This window comes from Streptomyces sp. S.PNR 29, assembly GCF_030386795.1.
In the GTDB taxonomy this organism is placed as follows: domain Bacteria; phylum Actinomycetota; class Actinomycetes; order Streptomycetales; family Streptomycetaceae; genus Streptomyces.
In genome coordinates this window covers 410,999-425,766 of record NZ_JANUQM010000002.1, presented here as the reverse complement: position 1 = coordinate 425,766, position 14,768 = coordinate 410,999, and the positions used below count along the sequence as shown (strand labels likewise).

At 71.7% G+C, this 14,768-nt stretch carries 9 protein-coding genes; 4 read left to right on the top strand and 5 right to left on the bottom strand.

The window, feature by feature from the left end; all coding sequences use genetic code 11:
- Positions 1 to 80 precede the first annotated feature (80 nt).
- Together NW895_RS06595 and NW895_RS06590 are read left to right on the top strand one after the other, a co-directional pair.
- Entirely contained in the window at positions 81 to 1,496 is a 1,416-nt protein-coding gene (locus NW895_RS06595; RefSeq protein ID WP_289934366.1) for a hypothetical protein, read from the top strand.
- Position 1,497: 1 nt separating this feature from the next.
- Complete coding sequence (locus NW895_RS06590) at positions 1,498 to 6,576, top strand: tetratricopeptide repeat protein (RefSeq protein WP_289934365.1); 5,079 nt, start codon at positions 1,498 to 1,500, stop codon at positions 6,574 to 6,576.
- Positions 6,577 to 6,646: 70 nt separating this feature from the next.
- Here NW895_RS06590 and NW895_RS06585 read toward each other — a convergent pair whose 3' ends face one another.
- From NW895_RS06585 to NW895_RS06565, 5 genes are all read right to left on the bottom strand, one after another.
- The gene (locus tag NW895_RS06585) at positions 6,647 to 9,751 is read right to left on the bottom strand and encodes an efflux RND transporter permease subunit (RefSeq protein ID WP_289934364.1); all 3,105 of its coding nucleotides are present in this window, start codon (positions 9,749 to 9,751) and stop codon (positions 6,647 to 6,649) included.
- Positions 9,752 to 9,936: 185 nt separating this feature from the next.
- A complete protein-coding gene (locus NW895_RS06580; RefSeq protein WP_289934363.1) occupies positions 9,937 to 10,620 on the bottom strand; it encodes a response regulator transcription factor in 684 nt (227 codons plus the stop codon).
- On the bottom strand, positions 10,617 to 11,837 hold the full coding sequence (locus NW895_RS06575; RefSeq protein WP_289934362.1) for a histidine kinase: 1,221 nt from the start codon (positions 11,835 to 11,837) through the stop codon (positions 10,617 to 10,619). The genes NW895_RS06580 and NW895_RS06575 overlap by 4 nt, the downstream gene beginning before the upstream one ends.
- Positions 11,838 to 11,935: 98 nt before the next feature.
- Positions 11,936 to 12,223, bottom strand: coding sequence for a hypothetical protein (locus NW895_RS06570; RefSeq protein ID WP_289934361.1), 288 nt, complete (start codon positions 12,221 to 12,223; stop codon positions 11,936 to 11,938).
- Between the two features lie 22 nt (positions 12,224 to 12,245).
- Positions 12,246 to 13,031, bottom strand: coding sequence for a PspA/IM30 family protein (locus tag NW895_RS06565; RefSeq protein ID WP_289934360.1), 786 nt, complete (start codon positions 13,029 to 13,031; stop codon positions 12,246 to 12,248).
- Positions 13,032 to 13,348: 317 nt separating this feature from the next.
- Here NW895_RS06565 and NW895_RS06560 point away from each other — a divergent pair, with 317 nt between their 5' ends.
- Together NW895_RS06560 and NW895_RS06555 are read left to right on the top strand one after the other, a co-directional pair.
- Positions 13,349 to 13,948, top strand: coding sequence for a DUF3043 domain-containing protein (locus tag NW895_RS06560; RefSeq protein WP_289934359.1), 600 nt, complete (start codon positions 13,349 to 13,351; stop codon positions 13,946 to 13,948).
- Between the two features lie 83 nt (positions 13,949 to 14,031).
- A complete protein-coding gene (locus tag NW895_RS06555) occupies positions 14,032 to 14,733 on the top strand; it encodes a methyltransferase domain-containing protein (RefSeq protein ID WP_289934358.1) in 702 nt (233 codons plus the stop codon).
- The last annotated feature ends 35 nt before the right edge of the window (positions 14,734 to 14,768 follow it).

Below are 14,768 nucleotides of genomic sequence, written 5' to 3'. Positions count from 1 at the left end.
TCCTCACCGGAAGGGGCATCTTTTCGTCCCTTCGTCACTACCCTGGTCTCCTCACAGCACGTGCATGCTCGGGGGCGGGATTGGCAACGCAGCGTGGCCGGGTCGACGATCTCGTGGTCGTGGTTCCCGGGATCATGGGCAGCCGGCTGGCGGACGCGCACGGCCGTGAGGTGTGGGGACCGTCGGGTGGGGCTCTGTTACGGGGGATCAGGACGTTCGGGGGATCCGTCAAGGCGCTGACCCTCCCGGCCGGGCTGCTGGACGGCCACCCCGGGGACGGCGTACGGCCCGTCGGGGTCATGCGTGACGTGCACGGTCTGCCGGGACTGTCCCCGATCGTCGAGGGCTACACCGACCTGCTGGACTGGCTGGAGCGGCACTTCACCCTCCGCGCCTCGGCCAATCTCATCGCTTTCGCCTACGACTGGCGCCTGTCCTGCCGCTACAACGCCGCGAGGCTCGGCGAGCGGGTGGCGGAGGAACTCGGCCGGTGGCGGGAGTCGGCCCCCGGCCGGGCGGACGCCAAGGTCGTCTTCCTGTGCCACTCCATGGGCGGGCTGGTGGCCCGGCAGTACGTCGAGCAGGGCGGCGGCGCCGAGATCACGCGGCGCGTCATCACGCTGGGGACGCCGTACCGGGGCTCGCTGGACGCGCTGCTGTATCTGGTGAACGGGCTGCGGCTGAACGAGCTGCGGCGGGGACTGGGCCGTCTGGTCCGCGTGGACCTGTCGTCCTTCGCGCGCAGCCTGCCTTCGCTGCACCAGCTGACCCCTGACTACGCGTGCCTGGCAGGGGCGGCCTCGCTGCGGTACGCGCGTGAGGTCACCGGCCTGCCGGGGGTGGACGAGGAACTGCTGAAGGACGCGGCGGCATTCCACTCCGGGTTACGTCGATCGCGTACGGGGGCGGCGTACGCAGTGGAGTACCTGCCGGTGAGCGGGGTCCTCCAACCGACGCCGACCACCGCGGAGACCGGCGGGGACGGACGGCTGGCGCCGCTGCTCACCATCGAGGGCGAGGACGAGGGCGGTGACGGCCGGGTGCCGTGTCTGTCCAGCGCCCACGTACCCGGGGTGCGGCGGCCCGCGTACACCCCGTGGGAGCAGCACGGCTCGCTGCAGAACAACGCGGCCGTGCGGCACGCCCTGTGGGGGTGGCTCACGCCGGAGCCACGCGTGCACCGGGGGCCGCAGGGCGGGGCGCCGCTCGGGGTGCGGGTGCCGGAGGTCGTGGCCGAGGGTGAGCCGTGCGCGGTCGAGGTGTCGGTCCCGCGGGAGGTGCCCGGGTACGAGGAGCTGGCGGTGGGGGTGCGGGTGGACGGCGCGGACGGGGTGCGCCGGCTCCGCAACAGGGGTGACGGCCGGTACACCGGGACGGTCGCCGGGCTCACTGCGGGGGTGCGTCGGCTGGAGGTCGGTGCGGGATACCCGCCGGAGGCGACGGTGACGGCGTTGGTGCTGGTGGTGGAGGGTGAGGGGGGCTCCGGGGGTGGGTGAGGTGCCGGAAGCCGACGGGTTCGCCGCGACGGCGTTGTGCGTGGTGTGCGAGTCGTACGAGGACGTGGGGAGGTTTCCGCGGCTGGTGGGGGCCAGGGCCCAGATGGCGGGAATCGCGGGGCGATTGCGGACGCTGGGCTTCGCCGTGCGGGTGGTCGGGGAGACCGAGGAGCCGGACCTGGCCGTCTTCGAGCGGGAGGCCGAGGAGTGGAGCACCTGGTGGCGTCAGGCCGGAAACCACGGGCCGGCGCTGATCCTGTGGTCCGGGCACGGGGTGCTGGACGGGGAGGACCTCCGCCTCGCGCTGCACGACCTGGAGCTCACGGGCCAGGACCCGCACGTACGGAAGCGGCGGCTGCGGAAGCTGGGCGTCACGGCGGCGGACCTCGTCGAACTGGCGCTGGCCTCCGGCGCCGACCAGACGCTCGTCTTCGTCGACGCCTGCCACGCGGGGGCCGGTCTGAGTGGGAGCGTACGGACGGCGCTGGACCACCTCAAGGACACCTCGCTGCCGGACGACCGGTCCAAGTGGGTGGGGGTGATGGCCAGTTGCCGGGCGGGAGAGCTGTCGGAGGGGTACGGTCCGCTGCTCGCGTCCGTGGCCGGAGTCCTGGCCGAGGGGCCGCGCAGCGACGAGTACCACTCGGCGTGGAGCGTGCGGAACGAGTCGGTCACCGGAGGTGAGTTGCTGGCCGCCGTATGGACACGGTGGGACGAGGAGAGCCAGCAGCCGGAACAGGTCACCGTCGGCCACGAGGAACGCCCGAGGTTTCCCAACCCTCGGTCCGAGCCCGGGGCGCGGGCCGCGCTGGTGGAGCATCTGGTGCTCGCGGCGCGGGGAGTGGGGCACCGGGAGGAGGGGTGGTTCTTCACCGGGCGGCGGCGGGTGCTCGAAGAGATCATCGCGTGGATGGGGGCGGCGGCTCCTGGACTGTTCCTCGTCACCGGGCCGGCCGGCTGTGGCAAGTCGGCGGTGCTGGGGCGGATCGCGACGCTGGTGGATCCCGGCCAGCGGGCGGAGACGGAACGGCAGGGGGCGCTGCGGGAGGGTGACCCGGACCCGGGGGTACGGGATCCCCGGACGTTCGCCGCGGTGCATCTGCGGGGCCTGAACGCGCTGCAGGCCGCCGTCGAGCTGGCCGGTCAGCTGCGGCTGGACGAGCCGAAGAGCGTGGACGCCTTCCGGGCCGAGCTGCGGGAACTGCCGTCGCCGCCGGTCGTGGTCCTGGACGGTCTGGACGAGGTGCCCGCCGAGCACACACAGGGCGTGATCGAGGAGCTGGTCTTCCCGCTGAGCCGGATGGTTCCGGTGCTGGTCGGGTCACGGGAGCGGCCGTTCCGCAATCAGTTGGCCGACGGGGAGACACTGCCGCAGGCCCTGAACCGTTACGTCGGTGCCGGTGCCGTCACCGTGGACCTGGAGGAGGAGCCGGACACCCGGGAGGACATCGCCGGGTATGTGCGGCGGCGGTGCGAGGCGGCGGACGTCGACGGTACACAGATCGCCGAGATCGCCGAGGCACTGGCGGCGCGGGCCACCGAGGCGGACGGGGGCTTTCTGTTCGCCCGGTTGGTGACCGGGTCCCTCATCTCACGGCTCCGCGAGGGGGCGGTCAGCGGCGCGGAGTTGCTCGCCGGGCTGCCGGAGTCCGTGGAGGCAGCGTTCGAGGAGGACCTGCGGTCCGGGCCGGTGCGCGTGCGCGACGACGGTACCGAACTGCCGTCGGCGGCACGGGATCTGCTCACGGCGCTCGCCTGGGCGGCGGGGAGGGGCATGCCGGCGGGTGGGGTGTGGGAGGCGGTGGCGTCGGCTCTGCGTGGGCCTGATGCCGGAATGGCTTATGACGAGGGGGATGTGGACTGGGTGCTGTCGGCGTACGGACGGTACGTGGTGGAGGACGGGGGTGGGTCCCAGGCGGTGTACCGGCTGTATCACCGGGAGTTCGTGTCGTATTTGCGGGGGCGGGAGGGGCCGGGGGGTGAGGCCGCGGGAATGGTCGTGCTGGAGGTCGTCGCGGGCCTGCTCAGGCGGCAGGCCGAGGCGGGGGACTGGGAGGGGGTCGATCCGTATGTGCGCAGGAGCCTCGCGCATCACGCCGGTTGGGCCGGTGAGCCGGGCATCCGGCTGTTGCGGGGGCTCGTCGAGTGGGACAGGGGCAACGCGCTGCCGCATCTCGGTACGGCGTTGTACGAGTCCACGCTCGCCCTGAGGGCGAACGGGAACCGGGAGGCCGCGTTGGCATCCGCTCGCGAAGCGGCTGCCATCTACGCGGAGCTCAACGACTCCGATCCCGTCCGTTATCTCCCCGACGTCGCCACGTGCCTCGGCGCTCTCGCCATCGTTCTGGCGGAGACCGGTGAGCGGCAAGGTGCCCTGGAGCCCGCCCAGGAAGCCGTCCGCATCAACCGGGAACTCGCCCGGACCAACCCCACCGCCCACCTCCCCAACCTCGCCACCTTCCTCAGCAACCTCGCCAGCCACCTGGCGCAGGCCGGTGACCGGCAAAGTGCCCTGGAGCCCGCCCAGGAAGCCGTCCACATCAGCCGCGAACTCGCCCGGGCCAACCCCACCGCCCACCTCCCCAACCTCGCCCAGTCGCTGACCAACCTCGCCGGCCACCTCACGGACTCCGGTGACCGGCAAGGCGCCCTGGAACCCGCCCAGGAAGCCGTCCACATCAACCGCGAACTCACCCGGACCAACCCCGCCGCCCACCTCCCCCAGCTCGCCAGCTCCCTCAACAACCTCGCCATCGCTCTGGCGAACTCGGGCGACCGACAGGGCGGCCTCGAAGCGGCTCACGAAGCCGTCCGCATCCGCCGCGACCTCACGCGGACCAACCCCGCCGCCCACCTCCCCTACCTGGCCGGCTCCCTCAACACCCTCGCCGGCCAACTCGCGGAGGCCGGGGACCCCCAGGGCGCGCTCGAACCCGCTCAGGAAGCCGTCCGCATCTACACCCGACTCACCAGGACCAGCCCCGCCGCCCACCTCCCCCAGCTCGCCAGCTCCCTGACCACCCTCGCCAACCGGCTGGCGGGCATCGGCAGACCCCAGGACGCCCTCGAACCCGCCCACGAAGCCGTCCGCATCCGCCGCGAGCTCACCCGGACCAACCCCGCCGCCCACCTCCCCGAACTCGCCGGCTCCCTCAACAACCTCGCCATCCGCCTGGCGGAGACCGGTGACCGGCAAGGGGGTCTCGAAGCGGCTCACGAAGCCGTCCGCATCCGCCGCGACCTCGCGCGGACCAACCCCGCCGCCCACCTCCCCCACCTGGCCGGCTCCCTCAACACCCTCGCCAACCGCCTGGCGGACATGGGCAGGTACGACGACGCTCTGCAAGCCGCGTACGAAACCGTCCGCATCCGCCGCGACCTCACGCGCGCCGACCTCGCCGCCCACCTCCCCGAACTGGCCGGCTCCCTCACCACCCTCACCATCCGCCTGGCGGACGCCGGATACCGGCAGGCCGCCCTCGAACCCGCCCGGGAAGCCGTCCGCATCCGCCGCGACCTCGCGCGGACCAACCCCGCCGCCCACCTCCCCCACCTGGCCGGCTCGCTGAACAACCTCGCCAACCTCCTCGCGGAAGCCGGAGACCGGCAAGGCGCCGACGAACCCGCTCAGGAAGCCGTCCGCATCTACACCCGACTCACCAGGACCAGCCCCGCCGCCCACCTCCCTCATCTCGCCAGTTCTCTCAACACGCTGGCCAACTGTCTGGCGGTCGCCGGCAGGCCCCAGGACGCCCTGGAACCCGCACGGAAAGCGGTCCGCATCCGCCGCGACCTCGCGCGGACCAACCCCGCCGCCCACCTCCCCCACCTGGCCGGTTACCTCAACAACCTCGCCAACCGCCTGGCCGAGACCGGAGACCTGCTCGGTGCACTGAAGCCCGGCCGGGAAGCCGTCCGCATCCGCGGCGACCTCACCCGGACCAACCCGGCCGCACACCTCCCCCACCTCGTGACCTGCGTCAACAACCTCGCCCGGCATCTGGTGGCCACAGGCAGCGAAGCAGCAGCCGTCCAGGTCTTCTCGGACGCGGCCGACAGCATCGCCCCGACCGACCCGGCCGCCGCGCGGGCCATCACCTACGAACGAGCCGCTTTCCGACTCGCAGTGCCCAGCCCCGAGTCCGGACGCGCAGGTCTGCGGGAGCTCGTCGTCCTGCTCCATGACGGGCCTCCGGACGCCCCGGACGACATCGCGCTCCGTGCACGGCGCAGGCTTCGTTCCTTCGTCCGCGCCGCGTCCGGCAACCGCCAGTTGGTGGACCAGATGTACCAAGAGACCCTCGGCACACCCGTTCCGGACTGGCTGTCGCTCTCGGACGAGGTCCTGGAACTGGCGGCTGCCTGGATGGCGACCGGCACCTGGGAAGAAAGCCAGGCGTTCTGGTCACAGCACGCCGATCGTCTCGGCGCCGAGGACACCGCCACCGCCCTGAGCGAATACGCCCTGGTCACACCCGTCGCGGAGGACCATCTGGCACTGAGGCGGCAGATCCTCTCCGAAGGCGCGGACCCGGTCTTCCGTGAGCTGATCCTTCACGACCAGCTCACCACCTGGCTGGAATGCGAGGACTGGGAAACCTCACGATGCTTCCTGGCCGAGCACCCCCGGCTCATCGCCGACGAGGCCGCCGAGGACGTCCTCGCGGCGGACGACCCCCGCGCGCCCGAGATCACCGCCCACATCGGCCTCCTCCACATGGCCCGCACGGAAGACATCGACACCGCGTACCAGCGCGTCCAGGACCGAGACGCCCTCCAGCGGTACGTCCAACGGGCCCTCACCGAGGGCGACGCCCGAGCCCTGGCGTACGCCTCGGCCATCGAGCACACGGCCTTCGACGACCAACCGGCCTCCCTCACCCACCACCAGGCCGCGCTCGTCCTCGCCGGCAAGCCCGACGACCTCACCCCCGACGACCTGTCGGCGGCGGCCGCCCGAGCGGACCCGGACACCCGCACCCGCCTGGTCTCCGAACTCGCCGCCCTCAGCACCCGCCCCGGCCAGGACCCCGCCCCCTGGCTGCGCCTCATCCAGGCCCTCACCCAGCCCCGTACATAGGCCGAACGGCCGGGCCCGTACTCTCCGTACGAGGCCCGGCCGTCCTTTTCGGCGCACCGTCAGACCGGCGTCACGCCCCCGCCGGCTCCAACGCCTTCTCCGCCTTCGCCTCCCTCTTCGCCGCCCGCTTCTTCGCCCGCCGCTCCTTGCGGAGTTCGAGCATCGCGTACAGCGTCGGTACGAGCAGCAGCGTCAGCAGCGTCGACGTGACCAGGCCGCCGATCACGACGACCGCCAGCGGCTGGGCGATGAAGCCGCCCTCGCCGGTGATGCCCAGGGCCATCGGGAGCAGGGCGAAGATCGTTGCCAGGGCCGTCATCAGGATGGGGCGCAGGCGGTGACGGCCGCCTTCCACCACGGCCTCGACCACCCCGTACCCCTGCTTCCGGTACTGGTTGATGAGGTCGATGAGCACGATCGCGTTGGTCACCACGATGCCGATCAGCATCAGCATGCCGATCATCGCCGGGACGCCCATCGGCGTGTCCGTCGCCACCAGCAGGCCGATCGCGCCGGTCGCCGCGAACGGGATCGACACCAGCAGGATGAGCGGCTGGGCCAGCGAACGGAACGTGCCGACCAGCAGCATGAAGACGATCGCGATGGCCGCCAGCATGGCCAGTCCCAGGTTCGCGAAGGCCTCGTCCTGGTCCTGCGAGACACCGCCGATCTCCGCCGTCGCGCCCGCCGGGAGCTTCAGCGCGCCCAGCTTCGACGTCAGGTCCGCGCTCACCGCGCCCGTGTTGTCACCGGTCGGCTTCGCCGTGATGGTGGCGGCGCGCTGACCGTCGATGCGGGTCATCGACACCGGTCCGTCCACCAGCTTCACCGTGGCGATGTCGCCGAGCTTCACCGGGCCGAGACGAAGCGCCTTCAGCTGCTCCAGGGTCTGCGCCGGCTTCGCCGACTTGATCACGACATCGCGTTCGGTGTCGTCCAGGACCGCCTTGGCCGCGGGGGTGCCCCGTACCGCCTGGGTCACGGCCGCGCCCAGCGTCTGGTCGTCGAAACCGGCCGCCGCGGCCTTCGCGTTGGCCTTCACGGAGATGCGCGGCACGCTCTGCGCCAGGTCGCTGGTGACGTCCGTGACGTCGTCCAGCCCGGCCACCGTCCTGCGGACCTCCTCCGACGCCTTGCGCAGGACGTCCGCGTCGGCGGCCTTCACCACCACGCTCAGGTCCTGGTTGCCGAAGCCGTCACCGGCCGCGACCTGGGTGGTGCCGATGCCCTTGAGCCCGGCCAGCCCCTTCTCGATGCGGTTCCGCGTGTCCTCGGACGACGCCGAGTCCTCCAGCATCACCTGGTACGAGGCCTGGTTGGTGTCCGTGCCGCCGCCGAAGGCCGCCATGAAGCCGGACGAGCCGATCGTCACCTGGTAGTCCTTGACGCCCTTGGTGGCGGACAGCAGCTTCTCGACCTTCTTCGCCTGCTCGTCCGTCGCCGCCAGGCTGGTGCCCGGCTTCAACTCCTGTTTGACGGTGAGGACTTCCTGCTCGCCCTGGTCGAAGAAGTTGGTCTTCAGCAGGGGCGCCATGCCGAACGTGCCGATGAGGACGACGACCGCGAGCGCCACGCTCGTCAGGCGGCGGCGTGTGGCGAACCGCAGGACCGGGACGTAGGCGCGCTGCAGGCGGCTCTTCGCCTCCTTCTCCTCCGCCAGGCGGCGGGCCTCCTCCGCGTCCTCGGGGGTGCCCTTCGGGGCGCGCAGGAACCAGTACGACAGGACCGGTACGACCGTCAGCGAGACGAGCAGTGAGGCCAGCAGCGCGGCCGTCACCGTCAGGCTGAAGGCGCCGAACAGCTCGCCCACCATGCCGCCGACCAGGCCGATCGGGAGGAAGACCGCGACCGTGGTGAGGGTCGAGGACGTCACCGCGCCCGCCACCTCGCGGACCGCCTTCAGGATGGCCTCCTGGCGCTCCTCGCCGTAGCCGAGGTGCCGCTTGATGTTCTCCAGGACCACGATCGAGTCGTCGACGACGCGGCCGATGGCGATGGTCAGCGCGCCCAGCGTCAGCATGTTCAGCGACAGGTCCCGGGTCCACAGGACGATCAGGGCCAGGACCACCGACAGGGGGATGCTCACCGCCGTCACCAGCGTCGAGCGGATCGACGCCAGGAACACCAGGATGACGAGGACGGCGAAGACCAGGCCGAGCGCGCCCTCGGTCGTCAGTCCCTCGATGGACTTCGACACCGCCGGGCCCTGGTCGCTGACGACGGTGAGCGTGGCGCCGGATCCGAGGTCCTCCCGCAGTTCGGGAAGCCTGTCCTGGACGGCGTCGGAGATCGCGACCGCGCTGCCGTCGCGGTCCATGGTGACCATGACGGCGAGACTGGGCTTGCCGTCGGTGCGCGTGATGGAGTCGGCCCTGGCCTCCTCCTGCTTCACGGTCGCCACGTCACCGAGACGGACCGGCTTGCCCTTGCCGGGCTCGCCCGTGACCATCAGGTCCTGGATCTGCTTCACCGAGGTGAAGCCGCCGCCCACCTGGACGGTGCGGTTGGCGCCGTCCTCGTCGAAGGAGCCCGCCGGGACCGTCGCGCCGCCCGCCTGCAGGGCCTGGGTGAGGGCCTGCGCGGTCAGACCCGCCCTGGCCAGCTCGGCGTCGTCGGGGGTGACGGTGACCTGGAGGTCCCGTACACCGTCGACGGTGACCTGGCCGACGCCGTCGATGTCCTCCAGGTCCGGTACGACCGTCTTGTGGAGCTGATCGGCCAGGGCCTGCTGGTCCCTGTCCGAGGTGACGGCGAGGACGACGGTCGGGATGTCGTCCGTCGAACCGGCGATGACCTGCGGGTCCACGTCGTCCGGAAGCTGGACGCGGGCCCGGTTGACGGCCTGCTGGACGTCGGCGACGAGCTGCTGGGTGTCGTTGCCGTAGTCGAAGGACGCCATGATCACGGCATTGCCCTCGCTCGCCGTGGAGGTGACGCCCGTGATGTTGTCGACGGCCTCCAGGCTGTCCTCGATGGGCTCGACGACCTGCTTCTCGACGACGTCGGGGGACGCGCCCTGGTAGGGCGCCAGCACCGACACCATCGGGAGTTCGATGGTGGGCAGGAGTTGCTGTTTCAGCTGGGGTATCGCAATCGCGCCGAAGAATAACGCGATGAGGGACATCAGCCCTACAAGGGCCCGCTGTGCGAGGCTGAATCGGGACAGCCAGGACATGGATGAAGGGTCTCTCTTCTGTGAGCGGCAGAAGCGGAAGCAGGCGTTCGGACTTCTTGCGCTCTTGTGAAGCACATGTGAGCGCCCGCACTTACACCCTGAGCCATGGAGAGCGCCGCACTTGTAGGCCTCAAGTCCATTTCCTCACACGGCACATACTCCGGGCGCAGTACGGGGGGTGGAGCTCACTCCACCCTCGGACGGACCAGACCCGATTCGTACGCGATCACCACGAGCTGTGCCCGGTCCCGGGCGCCCAGCTTGGCCATGGCCCGGTTGACGTGTGTCTTGACCGTGAGCGGGCTGACCTCCAGACGCTCGGCGATCTCGTCGTTGGAGAGCCCGCCGGCGACCTGCACCAGCACCTCTCGCTCCCGCACGGTCAGCGCGCCGAGCCGCTCGGCGCGGGCGGGGTCGCGGTCCTCGTCGGCGGTGCCCTCCTGGGCGAGGAAGCGGGCGATCAGGCCCTTGGTGGCCGCCGGGGACAGCAGCGCCTCCCCGCCGGCCGCGACCCGGATGGCGCTGAGCAGTTCCTCGGGCTCGGAGCCCTTGCCGAGGAAGCCGGACGCGCCGGCGCGCAGCGACTGCACGACGTAGTCGTCGACCTCGAAGGTGGTCAGGATGACCACCCGGACCTGGGCCAGGTCGGGGTCGGCGCCGATCATGCGGGTCGCGGCGAGGCCGTCGGTCCCCGGCATCCGGATGTCCATGAGCACGACGTCGGCCCGCTGCTCCTTGGCCAGCCGCACCGCCTCGGCGCCGTCGGAGGCCTCGCCGACCACCTCCATGTCGGGCTCGGAGTCGACCAGCACACGGAAGGCGCTGCGCAGCAGCGCCTGGTCGTCGGCGAGCAGGACACGGATCGTCATGCGGGGTCCTCGTCGGGGCGTGTGCGGTTGTCGACCGGCAGGATCGCATGGACGCGGAAGCCGCCGCCGTAGCGGGGACCGGTGGTGAGGGTGCCGCGCAGGGCGGCGACGCGCTCCCGCATCCCGAGCAGCCCGTGTCCGCCGCCGGAGCCGGGGTCGTGGTCCTCGCCGGTGCCGTTGTCGAGGACGGTGACCTCGATGTCCGGTCCGACGCGTACCACGCTGACCTCCGCCTTCGCCTCGGTACCGGCATGCTTCTGCACGTTGGTGAGGGCCTCCTGGATGATGCGGTAGGCGGCCAGGTCCACGGCGGCGGGGAGGGTGGTGCCCTGGTCGGCGCGGGCGACCTCGACGTGGAGGCCGGCGCTGCGGAAGGTGCCGACGAGTTCGTCGAGGCGGTCGAGACCCGGGGCGGGTTCGGTGGGGGCCTCGGGGTCGTCGGACTGGCGGAGCAGCCCGACGGTGGCGCGGAGTTCGTCGAGCGCCGAGCGGCTGGCCTCCCGTACATGGGCGAGGGCCTGCTTGGCCTGGTCGGGCCGCTTGTCCATGACGTGCGCGGCGACTCCCGCCTGCACGTTGACCAGGGCGATGTGGTGGGCGACGACGTCGTGCAGGTCGCGGGCTATGCGGAGGCGTTCCTCGGCGACGCGGCGGCGGGCCTCCTCCTCGCGGGTGCGCTCGGCACGCTCGGCCCGCTCGCGGATGGCCTGGATGAAGGCACGGCGGCTGCGGACGGCGTCGCCCGCGGTGGCGCCGATGCCGGTCCAGGCGAAGATGCCGAGGTTCTCCTGGGCGTACCAGGGCAGGGGGCCGGCGAGCATGGCGGCGCCGGTGAGCACGGTCATGGTGAGCAGGCCGACGCGCCAGGTGGTGGGACGGTCGGTGGTGGAGGCGACGGTGTAGAGGGCGATGACGGCGGACATGGCGACGGGGGCGCGGGGGTCGCCGGTGACGGACTCGATGAGGGAGACGGTGCCGGTGAGGGCGAGGACCGTCATGGGGGCGCGGCGGCGGAAGACGAGCGCCGCGGCGCCGAGGGTCATCAGGAGCAGGCTGAGCGAGTCGGGGGTCCGCACGCCCCAGGTGACGCCCTCGGGGCCGTGCGGGTCGGCGAACGACCCGGCGACCATGCACGCCAGTACGCCCGCCGCCAGCGCCGCGTCCATCGCCGAGGGGTGTGCTCGCAGGCGGCCTCGGGCGCGCTCCAGTGTGCTCACGGGGGTTTACGGTAGCCGGGCCGGGTGTCGGGCCGTCGGGGGCCCGGCGCGGGGGCCGTGCGGGGCGGCGGACGCGGCCCGCCGCCACGGGGTGTCCGCTACGGTGTGCCGCCCGGGATCAGGCCGTCGTCGCTCAGCAGCTGCCGTACGTCCTCCAGCGTGGCGTCCGGTGCCGGCAGGATCAGTTCCGATGGTGCGAGGGAGTCGTCGGGGAGCGGTTCGCCCAGGTCGCGGACCTTGGTCAGGAGGGCCTGAAGGGTGCGGCGGAAGCCGGGGCCGTCTCCGTTCTCCATCTCGGCCAGGAGTTCGTCGTCCAGCTTGTTCAGTTCGGTGAGGTGGACGTCGTCCAGCGTCACCTGCCCCTCCCCCATGATCCGTACGATCATGCCGCCCTCCTAGGCGTGGGCCCTACTGCTTGTCGAAGCGTGGGGTGTCCTGCGGCTGCTGCTGGGACTGCGGCTGGTTCGTGCCACCTTCGATGGCCTGCTGCCCGCCGGTCGTGCCGCCGGCCAGTTCCGCCTTCATGCGCTGCAGCTCCAGCTCTACATCCGTACCACCGGAGAGCCGGTCCAGCTCGGCCTGGATGTCGTCCTTGTGCATGCCGGAGGGGTCGTCGAGGGCGCCGGAGGCGAGGAGTTCGTCGATCGCGCCGGCCCTGGCCTGGAGCTGGGCGGTCTTGTCCTCGGCGCGCTGGATGGCCAGGCCGACGTCGCCCATCTCCTCGGAGATGCCGGAGAAGGCCTCGCCGATCCGGGTCTGGGCCTGCGCCGCCGTGTACGTGGCCTTGATCGTCTCCTTCTTGGTGCGGAAGGCGTCGACCTTGGCCTGGAGTCGCTGGGCCGCCAGGGTGAGCTTCTCCTCCTCGCCCTGGAGCGTGGCGTGCTGGGTCTCCAGGTCGGTCACCTGCTGCTGGAGCGCGGCCTTGCGCGACAGCGCCTCACGGGCGAGGTCCTCCCGGCCCAGCGCGAGCGCCTTGCGGCCCTGGTCCTCCAGCTTGGTGGACTGCTGCTGCAGCTGGTTGAGCTGGAGTTCCAGGCGCTTGCGCGACGTGGCCACGTCCGCGACGCCGCGGCGGACCTTCTGGAGCAGCTCCAGCTGCTTCTGGTACGAGTAATCGAGGGTCTCGCGCGGGTCCTCGGCCCGGTCAAGGGCCTTGTTCGCCTTCGCGCGGAAGATCATCCCCATACGCTTCATGACACCGCTCATGGGCTTCGCGCGCCCCCTTCTGACGGACTCCAGCTCCAGCTCCTGCGACAGAACCCACAGTACGGGCCCTGCTTCCATTACCGCACTGTTCGGGGACGGATGGGCTCATCCCCAAGGACGACTGCGCGGCCTTCCGCTCCGGCGTAGGGAGTAGGTGGTCCCCGGGGCGTCCGGAGAGGTGCCCGGACGTGGACCCGGAAGACGTACGCAACGTCCCCTCTGTCCCTTTACAGACGACTGGTGTTGCCGGATCGTTCCCCGCGGGGCTGGGGCCCATGCCCGTCAAGCGCTTACCCTTGGGTTTTGTGTTCCGTAGCCGTGCCAAGGAAGAGAAGGCCCCGGCCGCCGACAAGGCGCCGGTGAACTTCTCCAAGCAGCCCCGCGACCCGCAGGCCCCTAAGGGCCGGCCCACGCCCAAGCGCAGTGAGGCCCAGTCCCAGCGCCGCAGCGTCGCCAACACGTCGATGACGCGCAAGGAGGCCGCCAAGCGGCAGCGCGAGGAGCGCCGTGCCGCGCTGGACCGGCAGCGTCAGGCGCTGGCGGGTGGTGACGAGCGGTATCTGCCGGCCCGCGACAAGGGCCCGGTCCGCAAGTTCGCGCGCGACTTCATCGACTCGCGGTTCAACATCGCGGAGTTCTTCCTGCCCATGGCCGTGGTCATCCTCGTGCTGAGCATGGTCCGGGTGGCCGCGCTGCAGAACATCGCGCTGCTGCTGTGGCTCGTCGTGATCGTGCTGATCGTGCTCGACTCGTTCGTCACCGCGTTCCGGCTGAAGAAGCGGCTCAACGAGCGCTTCCCCAGTGACAACAAGCGGGGCGCGATCGCCTACGCGCTGATGCGCTCGCTCCAGATGCGTCGGCTCCGGCTGCCGAAGCCGCAGGTCAAGCGCGGAGAGCGGCCCTGACCACGACGCCGTTTTCCGGGGGTGCGGCGGACGCCTGGCTCAGCAGGACGGGCGGGCTGCGTGACGTCGTACGGCAGGAGCTGGTGGCCCGCCAGCTGGAGGAGCAGATAGCCGGGCGGTTCCCGGTCGGGCAGCGTCTGCGGGTGCTCGACGTCGGCATGGGGCAGGGTACGCAGGCGCTGCGGCTGGCCCGGGCGGGACACAAGGTCACCGGGGTGGAACGGGACCCGAAGATGATCGCCGCCGCCCGCGAGGCGCTCGCCGGTGAGCCGGAGGGCATCCGGGAGCGGATGCGGATCGTCGAGGGGGACGGCCGGGACACCGGCGTGCACTTCCTGCCGGGCAGCTTCGACGTGGTGCTGTGCCACGGCGTGCTCATGTACGTCGAGGAGCCGGACCCGCTGCTGGCGGGGCTGGCGCGGATGCTCGCCCAGGGCGGGCTGCTGTCGCTGCTGGTCCGCAACGGCGACGCCCTCGCCATGCGGCCGGGCCTGTCCGGCGACTGGGCCGGGGCGCTGGCGGCCTTCGACACCACCGCCTACCGCAACCGGCTGGGGCTCGATGTACGGGCCGACCGGCTGGCCACGCTGACGGCCACGCTCGCGGGGATCGGGGCGCCGCTGCACACCTGGTACGGCGTGCGGGTCTTCACGGACACGGCGGCGGACGGGGCGGAGATCCCGGCCGACGTGGAGACACTGCTGGCGGTGGAGGAGCGGGCCGGGCGCACGGACCCGTATCGCGGGGTGGCGGCGCTGCTGCACCTGTGCGGCGTGCGGGGCTGAAGCCCGTACGGGCACTCACCGGGGCCAGGCCCCCT